This is a genomic window from Flagellimonas halotolerans, from assembly GCF_035818535.1.
GTDB classification, from domain to species: domain Bacteria; phylum Bacteroidota; class Bacteroidia; order Flavobacteriales; family Flavobacteriaceae; genus Flagellimonas; species Flagellimonas halotolerans.
The window spans coordinates 25,962-52,844 of sequence record NZ_JAYKYV010000003.1 but is presented as its reverse complement, the minus strand read 5'-3'; the positions used below and the strand labels follow the sequence as shown (position 1 = coordinate 52,844).

Below are 26,883 nucleotides of genomic sequence, written 5' to 3'. Positions count from 1 at the left end.
AAAGTACTAAATTTTCAATGTCTTGATGAAATCTGCTATCAAAACTGGTACTGGAAAATCACCAATTTGTTTCCATGGTGTTCCTTCCTTTAATATATGAGAAGTTCTTAGGATCCAAAATTGTGTGTGCAAATGTTGGTGAGATAGTTTGTGCACAATGGGTTCACTATTATATAATGACAACGATTTGATTGCTGGAATATCCCCTTTTTCCTTGATCAATGGCCCCAATGCTTCGGCCTGAAGCCTTTTATCCGACTCTATCAATGGGAACTGGTACAGATTCTGCCAAATACCCTTTCCCTTTCGTTGCTCCAAGATAGTGTTTTCGACTTCATCCAACAATACCATATAATTAAAGTAGCGATTTCTAACCTTGGTTTTGTTCTGTTTTACTGGCAGAAGGTCAACTTTATCATCTTTTAGCGCCACACAACTGTCTTGAAGTGGGCACAATAAACAGTAGGGTTTTTTGGGCGCACATTGTATGGCACCAAACTCCATTATCCCCTGATTATAATCTCTTATATTCCTTTCATCCATCACCTCCCGGGCGAGTTCCTTAAAATATTTGATGCCCTGCGTACCATTAATAGGTATATCCACCCCAAAATATCTGGACAGTACACGATAAACATTTCCATCTACTACGGGTTCCGCAACATCAAAACAGAAAGATACGATGGCACTGGCCGTATAATCGCCAACACCCTTTAAAGATTTCAATTCTTTATAGGTCTTTGGAAATTCCCCGTTAAAATCTTCCACGACCATTTTGGCCGTGGCGTGCAAATTGCGTGCGCGGGAGTAATAACCCAGTCCTTGCCAAAGTTTCAGCACCTGCTCTTCAGGGGCGTTCGCAAGGTCATAAACTGTGGGGAAAGCCTCCACAAAGCTATAATAATAGGGCATCCCCTGCGCCACACGGGTCTGTTGCAGTATAATTTCCGACAACCAAACTTTATAGGGTTCCCGCGTTTCTCTCCAGGGGAGCTCACGTTTGTGTTTACGGTACCAATTCAGGATTTTTGGGGCAAAAGTCATTCGATAAAGTAATAAAGCTCAAATGTATCAGTTTATATACTTAAAATTAAAGGGTTAAAGGGAAAGATTAATTTTAATGTTTATATTTGCAAGCCGAAAAAAATTAGAAAATTAATTAGAAGTAATGACGAAAGCAGATATTGTAACTAGGATCTCAGAAAAACTAGGTATTGAAAAAGGAGATGTGCAAGCGACAGTAGAATCCTTTATGGAAGAGGTAAAATCATCCTTGGAGAATGGTGATAATGTTTATTTAAGAGGTTTTGGTAGTTTTATCATCAAGACCAGAGCGGAAAAGACAGGTAGAAATATCTCTAAGAACACTACCATTAAAATTCCTGCACACAATATTCCTGCATTTAAGCCGGCCAAAGTTTTTGTGGAAGGCGTAAAGACAAACGTACAAGTAAAATAATATAATTAACAACACTAAAGCAAGAGCCATATGCCGAGTGGAAAGAAAAGAAAAAGACATAAGGTAGCCACGCACAAGCGCAAGAAACGCAGAAGAGCTAACCGACACAAGAAAAAGTAGTTGTTTCAACTACTTTTTCGTTTTACCCTATCACGTTCTTTGACATAGAGATTCAAGAAACGAATTTCAATCGGTTCGAAAAATAACCGATACTATATATTGTTTAATCATTTATCTCAAAATTCATGTGGGATAAATAAAAATCGATTCAGGTGAATAGAGAATTAATAGTAAGATCTACGCCCGATGCAGTCGATTTTGCCTTACTAAAGGATGGAAAATTAGTAGAATTACACAAAGAAGAAGACAACAATAACTTTTCCGTAGGGGATATCTTCCTAGCCAAGATCAGAAAACCCGTTACAGGCCTAAATGCAGCATTTGTTAATGTAGGTTATGAAAAAGATGCGTTCCTGCACTACCATGACCTGGGCCCGCAACTGTCTTCCATGTTAAAATTCATTAAACAAGCTAGAACAGGGAAACTAAAAGATTACTCCCTGAAAAATTTTCCATTTGAAAAAGACATTGACAAGAATGGCAGCATCAACGATGTGCTAAAAGCCAATCAGTCACTACTGGTACAAATAGTAAAAGAGCCCATATCAACAAAGGGACCAAGAATAAGCTCCGAGCTTTCCATAGCCGGGCGATTTTTGGTCATGGTGCCTTTTTCCGATAGAGTCTCGGTATCCCAAAAAATAGCGAGCAAAGAGGAAAAGGACAGACTTATAAGGCTTGTAAAAAGTATTAAGCCCAAGGGATTTGGAGTAATCATACGTACCGTAGCAGAAGGCAAAAAGGTTGCAGAACTGGACAAAGATCTACAGAATTTGTTTTCCAAATGGACAAACATGTGCAAGAAATTGCAGCGGGCGTCACATCCATCCAAAGTTTTGGTGGAACTGAACAGGGCGTCATCCATCCTTAGGGATGTCTTCAACGATTCCTTTACCGGAATTCACGTTGATGAAGAAACACTCTACAACCAGATCAAGGATTATTTGCATGAAATTGCACCTCAAAAAGAATCCATTGTAAAGTTGTACACCGGTTCGGCCCCGATTTTTGAAAAATTCGGGATAGAACGTCAAATCAAGACCTCATTTGGCCGAACAGCTTCCATGAGCCGCGGGGCTTACCTTGTTATAGAGCATACCGAGGCTTTGCACGTAATAGATGTAAACAGTGGCAACCGCTCCAACAAGGCGAAAAACCAAGAAGATACCGCACTTGAAGTGAACCTATTGGCCGCAACCGAAATTGCAAGGCAATTGCGTTTGCGCGATATGGGCGGGATCATTGTGGTGGATTTTATTGATATGACCAAAGGTGACCACAGACGAAAATTGTTTGATCACCTTAGGGATGAAATGAAAGACGACAGGGCAAAACACAAGATTTTGCCACCCAGTAAATTCGGCCTTGTACAAATTACAAGGCAAAGGGTGCGTCCGGAAATGAATATCAAAACCAGTGAGGAAAACCCGAATGGGACGGGAGCCGAAGTTGAAGCTCCAATTGTATTGATCGACAAAATTCAGTCAGATTTAGAGCGAATTCTTAAGCCAGACCGCAAAAACAACGGAATTGTATTGAATATACACCCGTTTATTGCAGCTTACCTTACCAAAGGATTCCCTTCCATCCGTTCCAAATGGTTTAAAACCTATAAAAAGTGGATTAAAATCCAACCACGGGATGCTTACAAGTACTTAGAATATCGTTTTAAGGATAAAGACGGTAAAACAATACATCCATAATAAGAAGCGACTCCAGAAACGGGGTCGCTTTTTTTGTATTCACCAGTTAACGACAAAACCCTATTTTTGATATTCAACATCCCTACCATGAGAAAAATACTTTCCGCCATACTAGGTCTATTCATTTTGGCGTGTTCCACCCCCACCGAACATCCACTAACCAGTATTTTAATAGATTCCCCAAACATAACGGGTAAAGAAAGTTACTTGAAGTCTCCTTATGTTACCTCGGGAGACAGGGTGTACATGGTGGGCCATCAAGATGGTAGGTTTCCGCCATTGGGCTGGCACATTAAGGGCGAGATGGGAGGTGTCTGGAACCACCCCATAAAGCTGATGGACGGCTTTGAAGTGGAACTGACTACCGAACAGGGTACACTTCCTTTGGACAGTGCCTCCAGTTTTACCAACTATCCATTTGCCAATAAACATACCTATACATTTGAAAATGAGGGACTGCTCATTGAACGGATTCAATTTGTTCCCGACGAGACGCAGGGAATCTTTATACAGTTCATCCTAAAAAACTTGGGAGAGGAAAACTTTGAGGGAAAGCTCAACTTTGTGGGGCACACCAACCTAAGGCCAACATGGCTGGGAGAACGCTCCAATATGATTGACTCCAAAGACTCCAGCTTTTTCGAAGAATCGTATTGGGTGGTGAAAGACAGTATCAATCCTTGGTACAATGTTTTTGGATCCGACCGAACACCAGTTGATGCTGAAAACCTTTCCAACATTCTTAAACCCAATGGAGCCTCCAACTCACTTACCTATGCGGTTACAATTCCTGCCGAATCGGAAACAGTTCTAAATTTTTCCGTAGCTGGGTCCTATCAATCGGAAGAAGAAGCCATTAACACATATCGTGATATTTTGGCAAACTATGCCTCAAGGGCAGAAGAAAAAAAGGTACGGTACAAACAATTGGCCCTACAATCCAAACTGACCATTCCAGACAAACAGTTACAGCAAGCTTTTGAGTGGCTGAAGTACAATTGCGACTGGTTGGTGCGAACCGTGCCAGAGACAGGTACCGGCATTGGCGCAGGGATTGCGGACTACCCTTGGTGGTTTGGAGTGGACAGTGAGTATGCACTTAAAGGGTATATGGCTATTGGTCAAGATAAAATTGTGGAGCAAACAATCAGGCTTTTGGACAGTGTTTCCATGGCGGTCAATGGCAATGGAAGAATTCTTCACGAAATGTCCACAAACGGTGTTGTTTTCAATAAAGGAAATATTAATGAAACTCCTCAATTTGCATCATTGATTTGGGAAATCTATAAATGGAACGGTGATAAAGAATTTCTTGAAAAATATTTTCCAACGATAAAAAAAGGCTTGAAATGGCTATTGGAGGAAAATGATGACAATAAAAATCTATTTCCAGATGGTTTTGGCATGATGGAAATACACGGTCTCGACAGTGAAATGATTGATGTTGCTGCTTACACGCAAAGAGCTTTTGCAGATGCCGCGCTTATGGCCAGAGAGTTGAACGAAACTGAATTGGCCAGAGAGTATCGGAAATTGGCGGATCAGCTAAAGGAGAAAATAAACACTGAATTTTGGTCGGAAACTTTTCAATCCTATGCAGATTTTATTGGAACGGACGAGCAGGCCCTGCAATTAATAGAAGATGCCTTGGTCAGGGCAGATACGCTCAACAAACCATGGGCAATTGAAGAACTTGAAACTACAAAAAAACAAATTTTGAGCAATCCGTCGAACGAGCCCAGACCCTTTGTTCTTTACCACAATTGGGTAGTAAACACTCCCATGGAAATGGGTATAGCCGATTCTACCAAAGCAATAGTGGCTTTGGACAACGCAAAACAATTTACAAATCCTTTTGGAGTGTTCGTCACAGGAATTGATCGCGATGAGACAGCTGTTGATGACTCTGGCTCCTTCAAGGGAAGTAAGGTGTTTTCTTATACCGGTGCCGTAATGACATTGCCCACGGGAGTGCAAGCGGTTGCAGAAAATAATTACGGCCGTCCCGACCAAGCCCTCGATTACTTAAAAAGAATGTCCCGTTCCTTTAGCTACGCACTACCCGGTAGTATCTACGAAGTTTCCCCAGACTATGGCATGATGACCCAAGCGTGGAACATATATGCCTTTGCAGTACCCATTGTAAACCAGTTCTTTGGGATTAATCCCTTGGCACACAATAAAACAATCATCATTGAACCACAAATGCCAAAACAATGGGATACTGCTTCATTGGAAAATGTAAAAGTAGGAGACAACGAGATTTCGATATGGCACACAAAATCCAAAGAATCCCATCAAATTAAATTACAACAAACAAAAACAGACTGGAAAATTAAACTCGTTTTACCTCAAGGAGAATATATAGTATCAGAAGGCAATTCAGAAACAACAACGGAAAACGGTAAAACCATACTCACTTTTTCGGATAGGTTTATTGTGGTATCAAAAAAATAAACATAAATGCATTCAGGATTTTCTTCTCAAAAATTTTACTCCATAGATGAAGCCACAAAAAAAATGGAGCATTACTGTGCCTACCAAGAACGCTGCCACAAAGAGGTTACGGAAAAGTTGAAGGGTATGAACATGATTCCTGAAGCCATAGATCAAATATTGGGTCATTTGATTCAGGAAAATTTCCTCAACGAAGAGCGTTTTGCCAAGGCCTTTGCCAGAGGTAAGTTCAGTATTAAAAAGTGGGGGGCAAACCGTATCATTCGAGAACTAAAGTTAAGGGATATTTCCGCTTATAACATTAAAAGTGCCCTTTCCGAAATAAATAACGAGGATTACCTACAGATCTTTGATGAACTCGCCAGAAAACGTTTGGAACAAATCAAAGAAAAGAATCCATTGAAAAAAAAGAAAAAATTGGCCGATTATCTGCTATATCGTGGTTGGGAAGGCCATTTGGTATATGAAAAAGCCAATGAGCTTATAAAATAATCCAATCACCTTTGAAGCATAAGCTTTTGTGTTCGCTCCACCGCCTTTTCGTTCTTCCAGTCAATCCATTGTTGCCCTTTTAGTCTACGCATTAGGTTATCAAAATGACGCATCACAAAAATGTTGTAAACTGCTTTTCCAAGGTTTTTGGGCTTTCGTGCAATCGCCCTAAGACTCATGGAAAACCCAGGGGTAATATATTTCATGTGGTGCCAATACCCTTCGGGTATATACAAAACATTTCCATGCTCCAAATGTGCAATATGTCCTTTGGCATATTGTAAAGCGGGCCATTTATCAAGATCGGGGTCAGCAAAATCGATATCCTCCCGTGTAATTAAAGAATGTGGAATCTTGTACAGGAATTTTGTCTCGTCTTGGGAAAAAAGAATGCATTGTTTCTTTCCCTCAAAATGAAAGTGAAATATATTGGCCAAATCAATATCGTAGTGCATAAAGGTGTGCGAATCCTCCCCGCCAAAGAAAAGCATGGGCAATCCTTTCATGAGCCGTAACCCAAAATCTGGATACTTAAAATCTTTCTGAAGTTCTGGGACTTCTCTTAATATGTTCCAAAGAAAAATACGGTATTTCGTGGGGCCGCTTTTCAACAAGTCCACATAATCGGCCAGCTTCATTTTGGCGTGTGGTTCGTTAAAACCTTCGTCGTGTTTTACTGGGCGATCATCATACAAAGGAACTTCCTTATCCCCTGCCACCTCTTTTACATAGTCCAAGCTCCATTTGGAATACGCCGGCCAATCCTCAATAAAGCACTCAATTACAACAGGCTTTTGGGGCCTGAAATATTTTTGGATGAACTCTTTCTTGGAAAGGGTTTTCTCCCGAGGTATCTGTTCAAGGTTCAGCTTCAAAATTTCAAGGAATTTGAAACCACTAAATTAATAAAAGGATTTGAATTGGTCTTAACACCTATCCCTATGAGACCCATTTACCTTTCTCCTTGGCCGATTCGTCCCTTTCAATTTTATGCCCAGGTCTGGACCATTTTGGTTTTTGGTCTCCCATGGATTGTTGCGCCTATTTAAAACTATAACGCAGACCGAAAAGCAAATTACTAGGCGGCATTGGAACAAATCCAGACTCGATGTAATCTGCATCAAAAATATTGCTTGCAGTAATGGTAAACTCTGTCTGCTTTACTTTGATCGACAATGAAGCGTCCCAAACATTATACGTTTGCCCCGTTGTACGCTCTGCATATTTATAAATTATATTTTGATGTACGTTTTTGAACAACTGCGTACTTAAGCGTGTGGTGTATTGGTGTTTTAGCGTATTTAAAGAGTAACGCGACAATTCTTCATTCTGATCTAAAATATTGTCGTCCAAAAACGCATAGCCAACACTTAATGTCTGGGTATAATCTTTAAATCTAAAATTATAGGCAGCGTCCATCTCCAAGCCTTTGGTATTTACTTCAGTAATATTTGTTGCCACAAATACATCCTCAGAAACATTGCTTCTCACATAATCTATTAGATTGTCTGCATCTCTATTAAATACGGCGATGCCAGCATTAACTTTAGGCGTGGTGTACTTTAAGCCCAATTCTTGTGCAAAAGCTTCTTCTGGTTCCAAATTTGCATTGCCACTGGTAACAGGATCATTGTAAAACAAATCCGTATACGTTGGTATACGATAGGTGTAACCAATGTTGCCATATACCTTAAAATTATTGGTGAGATCATAACCTATATCCAATCCAGGAAAAGCACGAAACTTAAAATCTGAAAAATAGGTTAATGCTACGCCAGGAGTAACATCCAACTTGTTGTCAGCAATGCTAAAACGATGTTCTAAAAACACGTTGGACATAAAACGGTTTCGGTTACCCAAGTTGTTGCTTCTTAGGTATATTTTAGAAAGTTCTACCCCAAAACCAGTAATTCCCAATTTAGATACATAAGAGGCATTGGTTTCCACGCCAATCTTGTTAGATATATGCATGTTTCTGAAAAAACTTGGTTCATTTCTTCTTAATAGAAATAAATCTTGATTACGTTTCCAATAGATTCTTGGCTGTATTTTTAGCTTGTTTTTCTTAAAGGTGGTAGAAAACGCCAAAAGGCTGTTTTGGGTTTCTTCGTACTCGTTAAACGTAGGATTGGTGGTGTAAAAGTTCTCAGCCCCAAAATTGCGCTCCAAGAAAGTAGCTGTCATTTCAATAGGCTGTGTATTTTTATTGAAAATGCTTTTTAAAAAGTAATTGCCATTATCGTAATCTGAGTTATTTCTATAACCTTCAGATGTTACCCTTCCCACATGTATTATATGAGAGGAGTTTTCCTTATCCACTCCAGCGGTTACGCTACCATTTAATTGTCCAAAAGAACCCGCTTCTATTTTTAGGGAAACGGAACTATTCAAATTCTTTTTTGTAATGATATTGATGGCTCCAGCAAAAGCATTTTGTCCAAAAACCCGTGCCGCAGGTCCCTTTATAATTTCTATTCTTTCTATAACCTCTAATGGTAAGGCGGCGTTCATGGTATGGTGACCCGTTTGCGCATCGTCCATTTTAACGCCATCAATCAATAATAAGGTTTGGTCAAAACCACCTCCTCTTATGTACAAATCTGCTTGGCTACCTCCTGTACCGCGTCTTCTAATATCCACGCCCGCAACTTGTTGCAATAAATCCGTAACATTAACCGCTGCACTATTTTTAATATCATTAGAGGTGATTATGTTTATAGTTCTAGAATTTTCTTTAAATGGAAGGTTGATCCGGTTTGCGGTTACCACAACTTCGCTTAACGAATCTACCTTAACAGCATCGTCTTGTTGTGCTTGTGCTTGTAAAGCACCCACTAGTAAAATCGCAGAAAATAAAATTGATTTCTTCATTATTTAAGCTTGTAACGTAAGTTCTTAAAATTAATAATGCAAAAGTCCTAACTTTCCGGACGATTAAACTAGTCCACTTTTAAAACAATGAATAGTCCGGTTTCTGATTTGTTGGTCCAGTTGGTATCTATAGATAAATCTGTAGTACAGCCTGTATATGTGCAAGTGGCCCAACAAATCATGAATGCCATACAACGAGGCTATTTGGATAAAGGCAGCAAATTACCCGGGACAAGGGTTTTAAGTGAGTTATTGAATGTTCATCGTAATACTGCCGTGGCCATTTATGATGAATTGGCCTCCCAAGGATGGGTAAACATTATTCCCAATAAAGGAACTTTTGTGGTGGTTCCCGAAGATTCCAATGTAAAAATCAAGGCAAGTACGCAGCACATCAATCAAGCATACGAGTATCCAAAAGTTCCAGGGTTCCTGTTCCAACAATCCTTTAATCTAGCATCTACCAAAGAGGAGACCACTGCCAAATATTCCATAAATGATGGTAAGCCTGATTTAAGACTGCATCTGGTGCACCAATTTTCCAGGTGGTATAGCGCTGCAATGAAACGAAAGCCTCTGATCAACAAATGGAACAAAACAAGTGCTTTAGTCCCTTCCGTTTTTAGCACACAACTTTGCAACTACTTAAATGTAACTCGGGGTTTCCATATTAAACCATCCAATGTATTGAATACACGTAGTACGGAAATGAGCCTATACATCGTTTCACAGGTGCTAATTAATCCGGGTGATTTGGTGCTGGTTGGACAACTGAGCAATTATGTGGCCAATATGATATTTCAGCAAGCGGGGGCAAAAATAAAAACTGTGCCCGTAGATGACGAAGGTTTGGATATTGGGTACATATATGAACATTTTATACCTGAGAACATTCGTTGCATCTATGTATGCTCCAACAGGGACTATCCAACAACAATAACTTTAAGCACCAAAAGAAGGTTGCAGTTACTGGAATTGGCCAAAACCTGTGGTTTTGCCATAATCGAGGACGATTTTGACCATGACTTTCAGTTCGATGGATCCTCCATGTTGCCCATGGCCAGTGCGGATGCCGATGGAAACGTTATTTATTTGGGCAAACTGGGCCAGTCTTTATTTCCGAGTTTTCATACGGGTTTTGTTGTGGCTCCAGAACAGGTAATTACCGAAGCCAAAAATTATTTGCAATTATTGGACACGCAGGGAGACTTAATACAGGAACAAATGCTTTCTGAGCTGATATCTGAAGGCGAAATATACCGGCTCAAGAAAAAAAATATCGTTACTTACAAAAAACGCAGAGAAGTTTTATGCGGTTTATTAAATCAACATTTCAACACCATCCTTGATTGGCAAATACCTTCTGGAGGACTTGCCATGTGGTTACAATTTAGAACACCCATATCATTGGTGAAATTAGCAGAAGAGGCAGAGCAGTTGGATTTATTCTTGCCCAAAACCATTCTCTATCAAAATAAAAACACCTGCGCCATCCGTTTTGGATTTGGGCATCTAAATGAAGAAGAACTAGAAATTGTAATGAAAAAATTAAAACAAGCATATCTCCAGTTAGTGGCTGCCTAAAATAAAAAGAGATTATTAAAAATGTTCTCTTTATAACGTGTCCTATGTTGGGTCAAAGATATTTTTATCTCCTTCCGATAATTTTTCAAATGCTTCGGAATCTCTCAAAAACATTCAAATTTATCTATATTGCAAAGATGATAATTAATGGCCAAAAAGCTTAATACGACCGTGCTTAAAAAATTCCGCTCCTTTAGCTTAAAAATTCTTGATTGGAAAAGGGTCCTTTTTATTTTGGTAGTAGTATCGGTTTTTATTCGTTTTCCGTTCTTTTTTAGGGATTACATAGATCGAGACGAGAGCACTTTTATTCTTATGGGGCAATCTTGGGTCAACGGATATTTACCGTACATCCAATTGTGGGACCTAAAACCACCGATTACCTTCCTATATTTTGCCACCATTATTAAACTATTTGGAAAAAGCTTCTTTGCCATCCGGCTTTTTGGCTCGTTCATGGTTGCTCTAACAGCTTTGTTCACCTATGGAATCGCAACAAAGATCACTTCCAAAAAAGTTGCGTTTTGGGCGGCCATTTTCTGTGTTTTTTTCCAAAGCCTGTTCGGTAGTTTGCAAGGTGTAATGTCCGAGCATATTTGTACGCTCTTTTTTGTGGCCGCCCTGTTTATTCTATTTTTAAAAGAAGAGGGAAAATGGTTTTTTACTGCAGGGCTTTTGTTGGGACTTTCGGTAATGACCAAACTGAACATGGCCTATCCCGTTCTATGTTTGGGTCTATACTTTTTTTGGGAGGGTCTTCACAAAAAGCAGATTTGGACAAATATTAAATACTTGATCTTTATGGGAATCGGGTTTTTGACCACCGTCCTTCTCACGCTTCTTCCTTATTATCTTCAAGGTGAATCTGATATTTGGTGGAAATCCATTGTCGAAGCTCCCTTGGCCTATTCTGAAGGTAAATTTCATTCTCCTTGGAAAACATTGCCTTATGTTGGGACTATAGCCATACTTTTAGGGTCAGGCTATTATTTTAAATTAATTGATCGAAAATCAAAACAAATACGGCTATTGATCGTGGTCGTGGTCGGTATCCTCCTTTCTTATATCCAAGCCGGCAAAGTGAACGGACATTATTTAATCCAGTTGTATCCTTTTGTTCTGATTCCCTTGGCAATGGCTGTGGCCAAACTGCCCTTTATCACGGAAAAGTATCGGCCTTTGATTATTGCCTTACTGATTTTAATCCCCATGGAATCTTATCTGGAATATGCCAACATCATTTCAAATAAGGTACAAAAAGCGTCTTTTTACAATGGAGAGGGCATTGATGTTCCGAGATATATTTTGGAACATGAGCTTGAAACAAAGAACATTTTTTTTACTGAATACCATATTGGATATTGGGTGCTGGGAGTAAATCCGCCTACCAAAGCTGCTACGCACCCGAGCAATATTACCCGTGAAGAGTTATTTCCGTACATGGATAACCCGAGAAAAACCGGTATTGAAGAATTAAAGTACATCATGGACGTTGTCCGGCCCAAAGTCTTGGTAGCTAGGGAGGGCAAGAAAATTTTTGATAAAAAATTGGTGGAATACAATACCTATATTGATGCTTACCTAAAAAAGCATTATGAATTAACGGCTACTGTTGGTCGTGGACTTATCTATCAACGGTTATAAAAAGCCACTTACTTTTAATGAACACTTCCAATTGACTGCTATCCGATAAAAACAAACGGTACCTGTCGAACAGCGAGTAATGGATGTTGGCGAAGACCTCGCTGCTACGGTTCTTGTTGGCATCGGACAATGTACTGCGCTTTGGAAAATGTTTTAGGTTCAAAATAGTGTCGGTATCGTTCAAGGGTACGAGCAAACCTCCTGCACCTTCAATCACCAAATGGTTATTGGTCTTGGGTTCCATTATTTTACCCAGGTCAATAGTAATTCCATCAATATACGCAGCCGCATGGGGACTCAGGACCCATGGGTGTATTCAAGGCATAGTTAGTGGAATCAACGACCGGTTTCCCGACTTCCGTTGAGATTCCTGCAACAAATACTTTTATTTTTGGGGCCTTGTAATAAAATTGCATTTCATGCATTGGTACTTTCTGGGCTCAAAGAAGGGAAACAGTTTATAGAAGACGGTGCTCCGGGAGTAATAAATTTCCGATTTGGTTGCCTTGCAATTGGGGCAGACCACCGGATTGCCAAAATCGTCCGTAGCATAGTTACGAATTTCATCAAAAATATCCTTGGCCCGTTCTTTATCACTGGAATACACCTGAAGTTTTACTCCTCCAAGGGCAGCACTGATCAAAGGGTCGGAATTAATGGTGTTTTCATCTTTTAAAAACACAGCGATTCCCTCGGCCTCCAGCTTGCCTTTTATCACCACGGCATCGGCAGGAAACTCAAACGAGCCTAAAGTGTAAAATTCTGTTTTCATGATTTCATATATTTTTTGAGCAAATCCAACGTATTTTGCTCTAGCTCTCCATTTCCAGCCATTCCCACATAGTCGTTGGAAGAAAAATCAATCAGTCTACCAGGCTTAAAAAACTTCACATTGCATTGTTTTCCATGCGTCTTAGCAATTTAGCCTTCAGCTTTTTGGGGAATTTCTCCATAGCACAAATGTAGCACTTACGCTGATTAAACAGTATCTTAGTTGCTCTTAAACCTTTACCAAAAATGAAATTTACCCTTTCTTTTCTAGCACTATTTACCGGGCTGTGGATGACGGCCCAAATGAATACTTACAAAATTTCCTTTGACAATGCCGTCCATCACGAAGCCGTTATCCAAGCTACTTTTCCCGATTTAACCTCGGATAATGTGGAGTTTCGAATGAGCCGAACTTCTCCTGGCCGATATGCACTGCACGAGTTCGCGAAAAACGTCTACGGTTTTGAAGCTACCGACAGTAAAGGAAACGTATTAACCATAAACCGTCCCAACCCCTATGCATGGGAAGTAAGCGGGCACGACGGCACCATCAACATTAAATATATTTTGTTTGCCAACCGGGGTGGGGGCACCTATTCCCAAGTGGATGAAACACATGCACATTTGAACATTCCTGCCACATTTATGTTCGCTCCCCATTTGAGCGAGCGCAAAATAGAGGTGACCTTTAATGTTCGGGAAGATCTGAATTGGAAGGTGGCCACACAACTCCCTTTGGTTTCGGGCACCACATATTCGGCCCCGAACCTCTATTATTTTATGGATAGCCCAACGGAAATAAGCAATTATATGTTAAGGTCTTTTGAGGTTGATGGAAAAACCATAAACCTTGCACTCCATCACAATGGAACCGAAGAAGAGGCTGACACATACTTTGAAAAAGTGAAGAAAATAGTGCTGGCGGAGAAAGAAGTATATGGTGAACTGCCCAATTTTGATTATGGAAACTACACCTTCCTTGCGTGTTACATCCCCAATGCCTCGGGAGATGGAATGGAGCATCGAAATTCCACTATTTTAACGAGTACCCGGAGCTTGGCCGATGGCGGAATGGAACGGAATATTGGTACGGTATCGCACGAATTTTTCCATGCTTGGAACGTGGAGCGCATTCGCCCCAAAAGTTTGGAGCCTTTTGACTTTGAGGCGGCCAATATGAGCGGTGCCCTTTGGTTTGCCGAAGGCTTTACCAGTTACTACACTAATTTGATTTTGTGTAGGGCAGCACTTATTTCGCCCAAAGAATATGTGGAAGGTTTGGCGGGAACCTTTAACTATGTTTGGAATTCTCCTGCACGGCAGTTCTTCAATCCTATTGAAATGAGTTTCCAAGCTCCATTTGTGGATGCTGCCACCTCGGTAGACCCGGTTAATCGCGAGAATATGTTTATTTCCTATTATTCCTACGGAAGTGTTCTAGCTTTGGCTCTGGATCTTTCTTTAAGGGAAAAAGGACTGAATCTGGATGATTTTATGAAACTGGTTTGGAACAAATACGGTGCAACCGAAATTCCGTATACCATCCAAAATCTTCATGATGCCTTGAACGAGTATGCGGGAGACGCATTTGGAGATGATTTCTTCAACAATTACATCTACAAAAGCAATATGCCCGATTATAAATCGCTAATGGAATCTGTGGGCGTTGTTTTGGAACAACCTAAAGCTTCACCCTATTTTGGGGCGTATGTTTCCATGAGCGCGGACAAATCAGGCTATACGATCCTCAGAAATACAAAGATGGGCAGTCCTGCTTATGAAGCTGGTTTGGATAATAGTGATGTTATTCTAAATATTAACGATATTCCATTTACCGAAGACCAAAAATTTGAAGATTACCTGAAGCAATTCAGCTTAGGAGAAACGTTGCCGGTAAAATTCACGAGATACGGAAAGGAAAAGACCACCGAACTAATTTTAACCCCCAGTCCAGATTATACTTTTGGTTTAATGGAAGAAAAAGGCGGAAAACCATCAAAAAAAATAATGGAACAACGAAAAAATTGGCTTAAAGAGGAATAAATGATCAGCTACAAACAAGTTGGCACCTTGGAAGAACTACAACAGATTCTGGCTCTTCAACAGCAAAATTTACCTCAAAATTTGAGTTCCGAAGAAAGGAGCAAAGAGGGTTTCGTAACAGTGGAACATACGTTGGAGGTTCTCAAAACAATGAACGATATGTGCGGACATATCATTGCTATAGAGGGTAATCAAGTTGTAGGGTATGCCCTATGTATGCACCCTAATTTTGCTGATGAGATTGAAGTGCTACGGCCTATGTTCAAAGAAATTGATAGTGCTCTAAAAGAAAAAAACAACTATATGGTGATGGGACAAATCTGTGTAGCCAAAAGTCATCGGGGCAAAGGTGTTTTCCGAAAGCTGTATCAAACCATGAAAGAAAAATTGCCCAAAGGTTTTGATACCCTTATTACCGAAGTGGATGGAAAAAATAAGAGGTCTTTGGCGGCGCATGCGGCCATAGGGTTTAAAACCTTGACCATATACCATTCGGGTGAAAAAGAATGGCACATTATTAGTTTGTAATAAGTAATCTTTCCAAATGGATTTTGGTTCTCAAAGTATGCTATAAATCAAACTCTGTTCCTAGGGGCACGAGTCTAGCTTCAACCATCAATCCAATTATCTGGAATTCTAATACCCGAAGTCCGCTTTGAGGGCATCAATTTTTTTGAGGGCCAAATCCTTGGTCAAAAAGTCGATTTCTTCCAATTGAAAGGCTTTTTCAAACGTTTTAAACGCTTTTTTTGGCTCTCCTATAAACTCATAGTACTCTGCTTCAAAATAAAAGCCCATCATGGTATCGGGATATTCCTTTTTGCAAAGATCGGCCAATTGCTCCAGGGATTCATAGTCTTCTTTTTTCAGACAGGCAGCGTAAATGGCCATAATATCGTTGAGCTCCACGGGTTTTTTAAAACCGAACAGGTCTTCAATGGTTTGGTACCGGTTCTCCAAATAGCTGAAAACGGGTTCTTCAGAAGTAAGAATGTCTGATTTGTATTCTGCAGGTGTGATGGGTCGGAAGATACTGAACACATTATCAAAAGCTTTGCTTATGCCATAAGCGGCAATGGAAGTGTGGTCGGCATTTTGATATTCATCAAAAAAGTAATGCAGTGATTCTTTGGTTATGGAATTAATGCTGTTGTTCATTTGAAGGATACGCTGTCTATCGTCGGAGGGTTGTTTTTCCACAATCAAATTGTAAAAAACCACTTGGTCCAGTTCAGATAAACGAGCAGGAACCCTGCTTTCCATTTCAGCCGCCAATACTGGGGATATGCTGATATAAGAATTGAAAAAAGAGCTTTCTTTGAACAAATAATAATTACCAAAATTAGCGGTGATATCGTACCCCACAAACATTTTGAAGGGTGCTATATTGTAGCTGGTCTCTAAATAGGGAATCAGTTCCGTGCCTAAAAATTCGTAGAACATTTTACCTTTCTCGGTCGGAAGGCCCGATACATCTTCGTATGCACAATCTTCCCATCTTAGGTCGTTTTGTAATTGATGAACGCCTACTACGATTGCTTCGGGCATACGGTCGAACCTACTTTGGAATTTTACGTTGGCCACAACAAGGTCGAATAGGTATTCCGCATCCAAAACCACAATGAGCGGGTATGTTTTTTCTTCGGTGTAATCTTCTGGGAAATAATAGGATACATCTCTTCGCTCTTGTAGTTTGAAGGATTCAAAAATCTCCTTTTTTACTTGGGCACCTAGGCTCAAGCACGTGAAGCCTATCAGTAGAAATAGACATTTTTTCATTGGTTAAGTTTTATGCGGTTAGGGCTTACCGATTTCTATTCAATAACGGTAATACAATGAATGATATTGTGCCAAAAACTACGACCATGAAGGTTTGTGCAATCCACATGATCCACCCAAATGCATCTCCAGAAACCGAGCTTATTCCGTAAATGCCCAAGGCAGCACTCACAGCAATAGGGTAAAGGCCGATTCCACCGTTGGTTGTGGACATGGCGAAGGCTCCTGCCACAAAGGCAACCAATAATTCCCCCAAGGATAGGGGAATGGTTTCTTCAACGGTGTGTTTTATAACCCAGAACATGCCAAAATAGGCAATCCATATAAAGAGCGTATGGAGGATGAACGGCCATTTGTTCTTCATTTTAAAAACACTGAGCACGCCATCTTTTAGACCGTTTAAAAATCCTTTTAGCTTTATCGCCAAGGGTGATTGGGATTTACGGATAATGAACGATCCCAAAAACAAGCCTACAATGCCTACGAACAATATTCCGATGGCACCGATGATGTTTACTCCTTTTTCTTCCAAGAAACCAAGGATAAAGTCGGTTTGAAGCACCAAGGTGATCATGATGATGATCAGAAGCATCAAAAGATCGATGACCCTTTCGGTGACGATGGTCCCGAACCCTTTTTCAAAAGGGACATTTTCGTAAGTGGTAAGCGCGGTTGCCCTAAGTATTTCGCCAGAACGTGGAATCCCTAAGTTGGCAAAATAGGATATAAGGACAATAAATATGGTGTTGACGGTTTTGGGCCTGTATCCCATGGGTTTCAAGAGGTATTTCCAGCGAACCGCCCTCGAAATATGGCTCAAAATCCCAATAATCACGGAAACCCCTACCCAAAATGGGCTGGCATTGGAAATATAATGGATAATCTGTTTGCGTTCTTCTGGAGTGGTGGAGTTGTAAGAGTACCAAATCAAAAACAGCCCAAAAGCAATGGGTACAAATATCTTAAGGAATTTTTTTAGGGATTTTCCCAAAATTTACTTGAGTAGATTGGTTTCCTCGTTGGGGAACACCAATGCGGGATTAAATGTTTTTGCCTCTTCAATATTCATCCAAGCGTAGGTGATCAGGATCAATACGTCTCCTACGGCCACTTTTCTGGCGGCAGCACCGTTAAGGGTCAGCTCTCCGGAGCCTCTTGGGCCGGGAATGGCGTAGGTTTCCAATCGTTCACCGTTGTTGTTGTTCACAATCTGCACTTTTTCGCCCCTAATTATATTGGCGGCATCCATTAGATCTTCGTCTATGGTAATGCTACCTATATAATTAAGGTCGGCTCCGGTAACTTTTACTCGGTGAATTTTAGATTTTACGACTTCTACTTGCATGGTGCAAAATTATCAATTCAATCTTAGATTATCAATTAAGCGTACGCCATCTGCGTAAACGGCTATAAATGCTCTATATTTTTGGTTGTCCTGTATTTTTAAAGCTGGGGTGAGCGTGTTCTCGTCGGTAATTTCAAAATATTCCAGATCAAACAAAGGATGTTCCTCAAATTCGGATTTTACCCAATCCGTTATATATGCAGCACTTTTCGTGCCAAATTTAGCTTTGGCAGCTTGTAGCGTTCTGTGGATGAAACCAGCCTCTTCGCGGGTTTTTTTTGACAGTCTCTCATTGCGGGAACTCATGGCCAAACCGTTTGGTTCCCTTTCAATGGGGCAACCTATAATGGTATAGGGCAAATTCTTGATTTCTGCCATTTTTCGGATAATCTGCAATTGTTGGAAGTCTTTTTCCCCAAAATAGGCACTGTCAGGTGCTACCGTTCTCAGCAAAAGTTCCACGATGGTGCCGACACCGTCAAAATGACCTGCTCTGAACTCGCCTTCCATTACTTTGTCCAAACCATCAAACTCATAGGATTCAGAGGTAACTTTCCCTTCATAGATTTCATCGACCGTAGGGGCAAATACCACAATATTGTCCGAAACCTGTTTTAAGAGGTCGATGTCCTTTTCAAAAGTTCTTGGATATTTATCAAGATCGTCCTTTTTGTCGAACTGTGTAGGGTTCACAAAAATGCTGGCCACCACCAAATCATTTTCCGAAAGGGCCTTTTTTATCAAGGAGATATGACCGGTATGGAGCGCCCCCATAGTGGGTACAAGACCAATGGTGCGGTCTTTGTTGCGCTGCTCCAAGGTAAAGGCGTTGAGTTCTTTTTTACGGTCGAATATCTTCATATACAGGTACAAAAGGGTGCAAAAATACTATAAATACAGCTAATCAGCATAATTTTTGTACTTTTGCAGCTATGTTTTTCGGATAAACAAAAGAAAGTGTTTATGAATGGTAAAAAGGTATTGTTTGTATCTTCTGAATTAGTTCCCTACCTCCCAGAGAATCCTGTTTCCTTAATGTCGTACGAAGCGCCTAGAATGGTGAACAGTAACGGTGGACAAATCCGCATATTTATGCCAAGGTATGGAAACATCAACGAAAGGAGGCATCAATTACATGAGGTAATACGTTTATCAGGGATGAACCTGGTGATCAACGATATGGATATGCCCTTGATTATTAAGGTAGCATCCATACCAAAAGAGCGAATCCAAGTCTATTTTATAGACAACGACGAATACTTTAAAAGAAAGGCAACGTTTGCCGATGCTGATGGGAATTTGTTTCCGGATAACGACGAGCGCGCAATATTCTTTGCAAAAGGAGTTGTGGAAACGGTAAAAAAATTGAACTGGTCCCCAGACATCATCCATGTGCATGGATGGATGGCCTCCTTGGTGCCGCTTTACCTGAGAAAATACTATGCAGATGAGCCTTTGTTCTCCGAAAGTAGAATTGTAACATCAGTATATGGTAAAGATTTTGAGGGAGAGCTCGATACTGCCATGATAGATAAAATAGCTTTTGATGGAATAGACAAAGAAGAAATTTCTGCACTGTCCCATCCCGAGTATAATAATTTGTTAAAGGTTGCCGTAGATCATTCCGATGCCGTTATTTTAGCCGCGGAGGAATTGTCCGATGACCTAAAAAGCCATATAGACAATCTTTCCGTACCTGTTTTGCCCTATGTTTCGCTTCAAGAAGCAGAGGAGGCATACACAAATTTCTATAATACAGAGGTTTTAAAATAGATTTAATGAGATTTTCCAAGATTATCAAAGTTTCGGCACTGTTTGGAACTTTGTTTTTACTAATTGCCTCTTGTGAAGACGAATTGGACACCATAGGCGAAGGTGTTGTTGCAGGAGAGCCTTTCACGACCGGTAAAGTGGTGTACGATGCGTTTGCCTACAACAAAGGCATTACAGCGGTACAGACCAATAAACTGCCACTGTACCAATTGGGCACCTTTAATGACCCCATTTATGGACAAAGAAAGGCCAGCATCATTTCCCAGCTTCAGTTGTCCACAACATCGCCCACCTTTGGTGATATTTCCCAAGCAGACGAGGACGATCCAGAGAACGATCAAGAGAACGAAACCATAAAGGAGGTCTATTTATACATACCTTTTCAAACATCACCTTCGCCCGATTCGGACGGAGATGGCGTGCCCGATGAGTTGGAAAAAAGCGACGATGATGTTGACGACCCTAATTCCGATTGGGACGGTGACGGGGTAACCGATAACCAAGAGCGGGTCCAAGGTTCAAACCCCTATGACCCCGATGAGGATGGAACCGGGGATAATTTTGTGTCAAACAATTATCCAAATAAGTTCGATTTGGACAGTATTTACGGAGATAAGGAACAATCGTTCAATTTAGTGGTTTCTAGATCCAATTACTTTCTGCGGGACTTGGATCCAAATTCCAATTTTGAACAGGCGCAGGAATATTATTCCAATCAGGATTTTTCCAGTTTTATAGGTGAAACCTTATTCAGTGGAGAGGTTGCCGTCAATAATGAAGAAATTATTGTTGATTATAAGGAGGATGATCCGGACACTGAAGATATTGACGAATCCACACAAGTAGATACGAAGCTCAATCCCGGTATCCGTGTAGAGCTAAACAAGGAGTTCTTCCAACAAAATATTTTGGACAAGGAAGGTCAAGCTGAGCTTTTGAGCAGATCCAATTTTAAAAATTTCCTTCGGGGAGTACATTTATCGGGAACCGATATGGAGCAGTTAATGTTCTTGCTGGATTTGTCCGAAGCAAATATTACCATTAGCTATACGTACGATGATTATGACGCCGAAACCGAGGAAGAAGTAACATCCGAAAGGGATTTTGTATTAAACTTTTTGGAGAGCTCCCAAACAGGGGTTACTGGAAATGCCGTAAATGTTTTTGAGAACGAAATGTTTCCGCCAGAAGTAGCGAATGCCATGAACAGTGGAGAAAATGCTTCTAGAATATATGTAAAAGGCGGTGCCACACTTGCCGAGGTACGCTTGTTTGAAGAAGTGGAAAACGGAGGGGCAAACATTATTAACCAGATCAAGCAGAACAATTGGGTGATCAACGAAGCTAATTTGGTATTTTATGTAGATCGTCAAACGTTGGACGAGTCGGTTGTAGAGCCTCCGAGGCTTTATTTGTACAATGCAGAAACCAATCGACCCCTATTTGATGCATCCAATGAAGACCCAACAGTTAATTCCGGTTCAAATCCATTAACATACTTTCTAAATCATGGTGGACTTTTGGAGAAAGAAAATGACAGGGGCGTAAAATATAAGATCCGCATTACGGAGCACATCAATAATATTATTGTCAGGGATTCTGCAAACGCCAAATTAGGGCTGACTTTGACCCCTAATATTAACCTTATAGGTGTTCAAGAAGCGATTGGTAGCGATATGCAGGGAATTGATTACCCTGTTGCGGCAGCCATAAGTCCTTTGGGTACGGTTTTATATGGGAGCAATGTTTCCGATGGAGAGGAAAGTAAGAAACTTAAATTGGAAATTCACTACACCGAGGCCAATTAAAAGTACGTATTTATCGTAGTTTTTTGGGCGTTTATCGTTTTAAACAACTAGAACTGTATATTTTAACGTATACCTTTTAAATTTGTTGACCAACCCCCAAATGGTAATTAACTAAAAAAAATCTTATGTGTGGAATAGTAGGTTACATTGGTCATAGAGACGCCTATCCAGTTATAATAAAAGGTCTTCAAAGACTCGAATATAGAGGCTACGATAGTGCCGGAGTTACCTTGTTTGATGGAGAAAACATACATCTTGCCAAAACAAAGGGCAAAGTTGAAGATTTAAAAAACAAGGCCGAAGCTTCTATCCCTACTAAAGGAAAGTTGGGCTTGGGGCATACAAGATGGGCGACCCACGGAGTTCCAAACGATGTAAATTCACACCCCCATTACTCCAATTCAGGTGATTTGGTGATCATTCACAATGGAATCATAGAAAACTATGAGTCCATTAAACAAGCACTTATCAAAAGAGGCTACACCTTTGAATCGGATACCGATACCGAAGTGCTCATCAACCTAATTGAAGAGGTCAAGAAAAAAGAAGGGGTGAAACTGGGGCAAGCAGTTCAAATTGCATTGAACCAAGTTGTAGGGGCTTATGCCATTGCTGTTTTTGATAAAAACAAACCCGATGAAATCGTGGTAGCCAAGTTAGGTAGTCCCCTCGCTATCGGAATCGGCGAAAACGAATATTTTATTGCTTCCGATGCCTCACCGTTTATAGAGTTTACCAACAACGCCATTTACCTTGAAGACGAGGAAATGGCCATTGTAAGGATTGGCAAGGAAATCAAACTGCGCAAAATAAAGGATGATTCGATTGCTTACCCCAATATTCTAGAGTTACAGCTCAATCTGGAAGAAATAGAAAAGGGCGGGTACGACCATTTCATGCTCAAAGAAATCTATGAGCAGCCAAAGGCTATATTGGATACCTACAGGGGACGTTTGTTAGCAGATAAGGGCATCATTAAAATGTCCGGCATTGATCAGAACCTGGAAAAATTCCTCAACGCAAACAGAATCATAATAGTAGCCTGCGGTACTTCGTGGCACGCTGGTTTGGTAGCGGAATATATTTTTGAGGACATGGTACGGATACCTGTTGAAGTGGAATATGCCTCAGAATTCAGGTACCGTAACCCGGTAATTACAGAGAAGGATGTGCTCATAGCCATTTCCCAATCAGGGGAAACCGCCGATACTTTAGCTGCCATAAAACTAGCCAAGGAAAAAGGAGCATTTGTGTTTGGTGTTTGTAACGTAGTGGGCTCATCCATAGCCAGAGAAACCCATGCAGGTGCCTATACACATGCTGGACCGGAAATAGGAGTGGCCTCTACCAAGGCATTTACCACACAGATCACGGTATTGACCCTGATTGCTTTAAAATTGGCGCAAGAAAAAGGAACTCTCTCCCAATCCAAGTACCATGAATACTTAGCAGAGTTGGAAGCTGTGCCGGCTAAAGTGGAAAAGGCATTGTTGTCCAATACTTTGGTGGAAGAAATATCCCAAACTTATAAAGATTCTCCTAACTGCCTATATTTGGGAAGAGGATATAATTTCCCTGTGGCGCTGGAAGGAGCATTAAAATTAAAGGAAATCAGTTACATCCATGCAGAAGGCTATCCCGCCGCAGAGATGAAACATGGACCCATCGCTCTGATCGATGAGCAAATGCCAGTCGTAGTGATTGCCACCAAGAAAGGGCACTACGAAAAAGTAGTGAGCAATATCCAGGAAATAAAATCCAGAAAAGGGCGAATCATAGCCATAGTAACAGAAGGTGACGAAACCGTAAAAGAGTTGGCGGACCACGTAATCGAGGTACCAGAGACTTCGGAATGCCTATCACCGCTACTCACAACAATTCCCTTACAATTGCTTTCATACCATATCGCAGTAATGAGAGGATGTAATGTGGACCAGCCAAGAAATTTGGCTAAATCCGTTACGGTAGAATAGAAAGTAAAAACATAAGACCAAACAAAAAAGGTGCTATATCCAGCACCTTTTTTGTTGAAAACATATATTTGAACTGGATTTTTTGCCAAAAAAGTATTATGCATGCATAATTTTTTTCAAATTTGTATAATCGAAATAAAAAAAAATGTATCTTCCCGATTGGCACTTAACATGCACAATAACTAAATTAACTCTAATCCATAGCAAATGAAAAAACTTATGTTTCTTTCCCTGATGCTGTTGGGTTTGGCAACTTATGGTCAGACCACCGTACAGGGAAAGGTAGTTGATGAAAATAACGATCCAATACCGGGAGCCAATGTGGTCTTGGTAGGGAAAGCAGAAGGAACCACTACGGACTTTGATGGAAACTTTACCTTTAATACTGATGAAGAACCCCCTTTTCAGCTTCAATTTTCCAGTATAGGTTTCTCGGATTTTACAGCCAATGTCACTTCAAACAACCAGACACTTACCATCACACTTTCGGAAGCCAACACCATGTTGGATGAAATTGTGATCTCAGCATCAAGAACACCGGAACGTATTTTTGAGTCTCCCGTATCCGTTGAAAGATTTGGTCTCAGGGAAATTAAAAACACTACGGCAGAATCCTTTTATGGAGGTCTTCAAAACTTGAAGGGAGTGGACATCAATACAAACAGTTTAACATTTCAATCCGTCAATACCAGAGGTTTTGCAACTTTTGCCAACAACAGGTTCTTGCAGTTGGTAGATGGTATGGACAACACCGCCCCGGGACTTAATTTCGTACTGGGCAACCTTGTGGGTATGTCCGAGTTAGATGTGCAGAGTGTAGAAATTCTTCCAGGAGCTTCATCTGCATTATATGGTGCAGGTGCCTTTAACGGTATTCTGTTCATGACCAGTAAAAACCCATTCGATTTTCAAGGGATTAGTGCCTACGCCAAAGGCGGGGTAACCACCCAAGATGCGGCTGGAAGCAATTTTTATAAAGATTTTGGTGTGCGTGCGGCCCACGCATTTAGCGACAAAGTAGCCGTTAAGGCAAACCTATCGGTTCTGACCGGTGAGGATTGGCATGCCAACAGTAGAGAGGATTTGAACAATCCAGGAGCAGACCGTTCCAATCCAGCCTACGACGGATTGAATGTATATGGCGATGAGGTTTCTACAGTATTGGACTTTGATGCGGCGGCTGGCTTACCATCAGGAACTGTTGGATCTGCACTGGTTTCCAGAACAGGGTATGATGAAGCCGATTTGGCCGACTATGGTGCGGAAAGTGTAAAAGCCGATTTTGCATTGCATTACAGGCCATTTGCCGATGATTTGGAAGTGATTCTTAACAGTAGAATTGGTAGGGGTACCACAATTTACCAAGGTGCCAACCGCTATGCCGTGGCCGGATTTACCATGCAACAGCATAAACTCGAAATCAAAAACGATAATTTCTTTTTAAGGGGATACATCGTTTCCGAAAACTCGGGTGATGCCTACGATACTCGCTTTGCCGCAATCAATGTGAATAGATTATGGAAGAGAGATGCTCCTAACCCAGATGACCCTACCGAAAGATCATGGTTTGGTGATTATGCAGGAAGATATATACCTACTTTTTTAGGACTTGTTCAGCAAGGAACTTCTCGTGAGGATGCATCAGTACAAGCACATGCCGCGGCAAGAGCTTATGCGGACGAAGGGCGATTGATTCCAGGGACAGCTGCTTTTCAGAATGCATTCAACAAAGTAATCAATGATGGGGACTTAACCACAGGGGCAAAGTTCATTGATAAAACCAAATTCCGTCACGTAAACGGTAATTACAATATTGCCCACCTGATTGATGATTGGGCCGATATCCAAATTGGTGGGTCCTTCAGAGAATACGAATTAAATTCCAACGGAACCATCTTTACTGACATTGACGGACCTATCAAATACAACGAATACGGAGCTTATCTTCAAGTACAAAAGAAATTTTTGGACGACCGTTTAAAATTTACAGGTTCTGCCCGTTACGATAAAAATGAGTTTTTTGACGGATTCCTTTCGCCAAGACTTTCTTTAGCCTACACCTTGGGAGAGGAAAGAAACCATAACCTTAGGGTTTCTGTACAGCAAGGATTTAGAAATCCAACAACGCAGGATTTGTTCATCGGTTTGAATGCAGGTCGTGCTATTTTGGTAGGTTCTGCACCATCCAACCTTGATCGAGATGTAAGAACATTTAATATAAGCCAAAAGGCTCAGGACGATTTGGGCCAACCTGCAACGGTGGAAATCGTTGGTCGTGAAGCCTATGAAAATGCGTACTCCGTTAGTTCACTACAAGCTGGGGCTCCTGAAGCAGTAAATACACCACTTGTTAAACCTGAGGAAATCATAGCTTATGAAGCAGGTTATCGTGGGCAAGTGGGTAAGTTCACCATTGACTTGAGCGGATACTACAATAGCTATTCCGACTTTTTGGCCAATACCACCACAGCTGTTCCTTTTTATGGTGAAGCAGGAGATGGAGGTCTTTCCTTGTTGGCACTTCAGAACGGAGATTACCAAGTGTATCAAACCTATACCAATTCCGAGGCAGACATCAACTCCTACGGGGGTACAGTTGGGGTGGATACCAAACTTGGGAACTTTGATCTAGGGGTTAACTACACATTCGCGGAATTGGATATTGATGAAGGAAAGTACCCGGATTTAAGAACCAATTTTAATACACCAAAGCACAAGGTAAAAGCATCTTTCGGGAATGCGGCGCTCTTCAAAAACTTTGGTTTTAACGTTAACTACCGTTGGAGCGACAGCTATTACTGGGAAGCTTCGTTTGCCGATGGCAATATTCCAGCATATACTGTGTTGGATGCCCAGATCAACTATTCGGTTCCATCCATCAAATCAGTTTTCAAACTGGGGGGATCTAATCTCTTGGGTGATGAATACTACACGGCAATCGGCACAGGGTTTATCGGTTCGATATACTATTTGTCTTGGAGCATAAACCCTTAAACAACAGCTAACAAGCAAAACTAAGGGCGTTGGGTTTTCCAACGCCTTTTTTCTTTAAAAAAAACTG

20 protein-coding genes and 1 pseudogene are annotated in these 26,883 nt (G+C 40.9%); 12 read left to right on the top strand and 9 right to left on the bottom strand.

Annotated elements, in window-relative coordinates; all coding sequences use genetic code 11:
* Window positions 1-6: 6 nt before the first annotated feature.
* Complete coding sequence (mutY, locus tag VM932_RS04870; RefSeq protein WP_326277430.1) at window positions 7-1,044, bottom strand: A/G-specific adenine glycosylase; 1,038 nt, start codon at window positions 1,042-1,044, stop codon at window positions 7-9.
* Window positions 1,045-1,168: 124 nt separating this feature from the next.
* Between mutY and VM932_RS04865 the strand changes: the two genes are divergently transcribed.
* The 4 genes from VM932_RS04865 to VM932_RS04850 all read left to right on the top strand — a co-directional run bounded on the left by VM932_RS04865 (window position 1,169) and on the right by VM932_RS04850 (window position 6,231).
* A complete protein-coding gene (locus tag VM932_RS04865) occupies window positions 1,169-1,459 on the top strand; it encodes an HU family DNA-binding protein (RefSeq protein WP_014032385.1) in 291 nt (96 codons plus the stop codon).
* Window positions 1,460-1,731: 272 nt separating this feature from the next.
* On the top strand, window positions 1,732-3,282 hold the full coding sequence (locus VM932_RS04860) for a ribonuclease E/G (RefSeq protein WP_326277429.1): 1,551 nt from the start codon (window positions 1,732-1,734) through the stop codon (window positions 3,280-3,282).
* 87 nt (window positions 3,283-3,369) lie between these two features.
* Window positions 3,370-5,739, top strand: coding sequence for an alpha-L-rhamnosidase-related protein (locus VM932_RS04855; protein ID WP_326277428.1), 2,370 nt, complete (start codon window positions 3,370-3,372; stop codon window positions 5,737-5,739).
* Window positions 5,740-5,745: 6 nt separating this feature from the next.
* Window positions 5,746-6,231 (top strand): regulatory protein RecX, encoded by a 486-nt coding sequence (locus VM932_RS04850; RefSeq protein ID WP_326277427.1) that lies wholly within the window; start codon window positions 5,746-5,748, stop codon window positions 6,229-6,231.
* 5 nt (window positions 6,232-6,236) lie between these two features.
* On the opposite strand, the gene VM932_RS04845 is transcribed toward VM932_RS04850, so the two are convergent.
* Together VM932_RS04845 and VM932_RS04840 are read right to left on the bottom strand one after the other, a co-directional pair.
* Complete coding sequence (locus VM932_RS04845) at window positions 6,237-7,106, bottom strand: cupin-like domain-containing protein (RefSeq protein WP_326277426.1); 870 nt, start codon at window positions 7,104-7,106, stop codon at window positions 6,237-6,239.
* 166 nt (window positions 7,107-7,272) lie between these two features.
* Window positions 7,273-9,102 (bottom strand): TonB-dependent receptor plug domain-containing protein, encoded by a 1,830-nt coding sequence (locus VM932_RS04840; protein WP_326277425.1) that lies wholly within the window; start codon window positions 9,100-9,102, stop codon window positions 7,273-7,275.
* Between the two features lie 87 nt (window positions 9,103-9,189).
* On the opposite strand from VM932_RS04840, the gene VM932_RS04835 reads away from it, so the two are divergent.
* Together VM932_RS04835 and VM932_RS04830 are read left to right on the top strand one after the other, a co-directional pair.
* A complete protein-coding gene (locus tag VM932_RS04835; RefSeq protein WP_326277424.1) occupies window positions 9,190-10,686 on the top strand; it encodes an aminotransferase-like domain-containing protein in 1,497 nt (498 codons plus the stop codon).
* A 147-nt stretch (window positions 10,687-10,833) separates the two neighbouring features.
* Entirely contained in the window at window positions 10,834-12,330 is a 1,497-nt protein-coding gene (locus tag VM932_RS04830) for an ArnT family glycosyltransferase (protein ID WP_326277423.1), read from the top strand.
* A 154-nt stretch (window positions 12,331-12,484) separates the two neighbouring features.
* Here VM932_RS04830 and VM932_RS04825 read toward each other — a convergent pair.
* Both VM932_RS04825 and VM932_RS04820 read right to left on the bottom strand, forming a co-directional pair.
* Window positions 12,485-12,719, bottom strand: a pseudogene (locus VM932_RS04825) (AAA family ATPase); the annotation flags it as partial.
* Window positions 12,716-13,102: a putative signal transducing protein gene (locus VM932_RS04820; RefSeq protein ID WP_326277422.1), complete on the bottom strand. Its 387-nt coding sequence runs from the start codon at window positions 13,100-13,102 to the stop codon at window positions 12,716-12,718. The gene VM932_RS04820 and the pseudogene VM932_RS04825, both read right to left, overlap by 4 nt.
* A gap of 245 nt (window positions 13,103-13,347) precedes the next feature.
* Between VM932_RS04820 and VM932_RS04815 the strand changes: the two genes are divergently transcribed.
* Together VM932_RS04815 and VM932_RS04810 are read left to right on the top strand one after the other, a co-directional pair.
* Complete coding sequence (locus tag VM932_RS04815; RefSeq protein ID WP_326277421.1) at window positions 13,348-15,144, top strand: M61 family metallopeptidase; 1,797 nt, start codon at window positions 13,348-13,350, stop codon at window positions 15,142-15,144.
* A complete protein-coding gene (locus tag VM932_RS04810) occupies window positions 15,145-15,672 on the top strand; it encodes a GNAT family N-acetyltransferase (RefSeq protein ID WP_326277420.1) in 528 nt (175 codons plus the stop codon).
* A 108-nt stretch (window positions 15,673-15,780) separates the two neighbouring features.
* On the opposite strand, the gene VM932_RS04805 is transcribed toward VM932_RS04810, so the two are convergent.
* Genes VM932_RS04805 through panC form a run of 4 tightly spaced genes read right to left on the bottom strand, consistent with a single transcriptional unit; the run spans window position 15,781 to window position 19,129 of the window.
* Window positions 15,781-16,923, bottom strand: coding sequence for an alpha/beta hydrolase (locus VM932_RS04805; RefSeq protein WP_326277419.1), 1,143 nt, complete (start codon window positions 16,921-16,923; stop codon window positions 15,781-15,783).
* A 25-nt stretch (window positions 16,924-16,948) separates the two neighbouring features.
* Window positions 16,949-17,914 (bottom strand): lysylphosphatidylglycerol synthase transmembrane domain-containing protein, encoded by a 966-nt coding sequence (locus VM932_RS04800; protein WP_293165790.1) that lies wholly within the window; start codon window positions 17,912-17,914, stop codon window positions 16,949-16,951.
* 3 nt (window positions 17,915-17,917) lie between these two features.
* Window positions 17,918-18,268: an aspartate 1-decarboxylase gene (gene panD, locus VM932_RS04795; RefSeq protein WP_293165792.1), complete on the bottom strand. Its 351-nt coding sequence runs from the start codon at window positions 18,266-18,268 to the stop codon at window positions 17,918-17,920.
* Between the two features lie 12 nt (window positions 18,269-18,280).
* Entirely contained in the window at window positions 18,281-19,129 is an 849-nt protein-coding gene (panC, locus tag VM932_RS04790) for a pantoate--beta-alanine ligase (protein ID WP_326277417.1), read from the bottom strand.
* A 102-nt stretch (window positions 19,130-19,231) separates the two neighbouring features.
* Here panC and VM932_RS04785 point away from each other — a divergent pair, with 102 nt between their 5' ends.
* The 4 genes from VM932_RS04785 (at window position 19,232) to VM932_RS04770 (ending at window position 26,816) form a co-directional block, all read left to right on the top strand.
* Complete coding sequence (locus tag VM932_RS04785) at window positions 19,232-20,041, top strand: glycogen/starch synthase (protein WP_293165796.1); 810 nt, start codon at window positions 19,232-19,234, stop codon at window positions 20,039-20,041.
* A gap of 5 nt (window positions 20,042-20,046) precedes the next feature.
* Window positions 20,047-21,849, top strand: a complete 1,803-nt coding sequence (locus tag VM932_RS04780) for a DUF4270 domain-containing protein (protein WP_326277415.1) — start codon at window positions 20,047-20,049, stop codon at window positions 21,847-21,849.
* A gap of 125 nt (window positions 21,850-21,974) precedes the next feature.
* Window positions 21,975-23,822, top strand: coding sequence for a glutamine--fructose-6-phosphate transaminase (isomerizing) (glmS, locus tag VM932_RS04775; RefSeq protein ID WP_326277414.1), 1,848 nt, complete (start codon window positions 21,975-21,977; stop codon window positions 23,820-23,822).
* Between the two features lie 207 nt (window positions 23,823-24,029).
* Entirely contained in the window at window positions 24,030-26,816 is a 2,787-nt protein-coding gene (locus tag VM932_RS04770; protein ID WP_326277413.1) for a TonB-dependent receptor, read from the top strand.
* Window positions 26,817-26,883: the final 67 nt, after the last annotated feature.

Excerpts from the sequence above, each read along its gene's own strand:
- glmS (WP_326277414.1), top strand. The coding sequence starts at position 21,975 with ATGTGTGGAATAGTAGGTTACATTGGTCATAGAGACGCCTATCCAGTT.
- VM932_RS04830 (WP_326277423.1), top strand. The coding sequence starts at position 10,834 with ATGGCCAAAAAGCTTAATACGACCGTGCTTAAAAAATTCCGCTCCTTT.
- VM932_RS04780 (WP_326277415.1), top strand. The coding sequence starts at position 20,047 with ATGAGATTTTCCAAGATTATCAAAGTTTCGGCACTGTTTGGAACTTTG.
- VM932_RS04850 (WP_326277427.1), top strand. The coding sequence starts at position 5,746 with ATGCATTCAGGATTTTCTTCTCAAAAATTTTACTCCATAGATGAAGCC.
- VM932_RS04835 (WP_326277424.1), top strand. The coding sequence starts at position 9,190 with ATGAATAGTCCGGTTTCTGATTTGTTGGTCCAGTTGGTATCTATAGAT.
- panC (WP_326277417.1), bottom strand. The coding sequence starts at position 19,129 with ATGAAGATATTCGACCGTAAAAAAGAACTCAACGCCTTTACCTTGGAG.
- mutY (WP_326277430.1), bottom strand. The coding sequence starts at position 1,044 with ATGACTTTTGCCCCAAAAATCCTGAATTGGTACCGTAAACACAAACGT.
- VM932_RS04855 (WP_326277428.1), top strand. The coding sequence starts at position 3,370 with ATGAGAAAAATACTTTCCGCCATACTAGGTCTATTCATTTTGGCGTGT.
- VM932_RS04840 (WP_326277425.1), bottom strand. The coding sequence starts at position 9,102 with ATGAAGAAATCAATTTTATTTTCTGCGATTTTACTAGTGGGTGCTTTA.
- VM932_RS04805 (WP_326277419.1), bottom strand. The coding sequence starts at position 16,923 with ATGAAAAAATGTCTATTTCTACTGATAGGCTTCACGTGCTTGAGCCTA.
- panD (WP_293165792.1), bottom strand. The coding sequence starts at position 18,268 with ATGCAAGTAGAAGTCGTAAAATCTAAAATTCACCGAGTAAAAGTTACC.
- VM932_RS04770 (WP_326277413.1), top strand. The coding sequence starts at position 24,030 with ATGAAAAAACTTATGTTTCTTTCCCTGATGCTGTTGGGTTTGGCAACT.
- VM932_RS04820 (WP_326277422.1), bottom strand. The coding sequence starts at position 13,102 with ATGAAAACAGAATTTTACACTTTAGGCTCGTTTGAGTTTCCTGCCGAT.
- VM932_RS04865 (WP_014032385.1), top strand. The coding sequence starts at position 1,169 with ATGACGAAAGCAGATATTGTAACTAGGATCTCAGAAAAACTAGGTATT.
- VM932_RS04810 (WP_326277420.1), top strand. The coding sequence starts at position 15,145 with ATGATCAGCTACAAACAAGTTGGCACCTTGGAAGAACTACAACAGATT.
- VM932_RS04815 (WP_326277421.1), top strand. The coding sequence starts at position 13,348 with ATGAAATTTACCCTTTCTTTTCTAGCACTATTTACCGGGCTGTGGATG.
- VM932_RS04785 (WP_293165796.1), top strand. The coding sequence starts at position 19,232 with ATGAATGGTAAAAAGGTATTGTTTGTATCTTCTGAATTAGTTCCCTAC.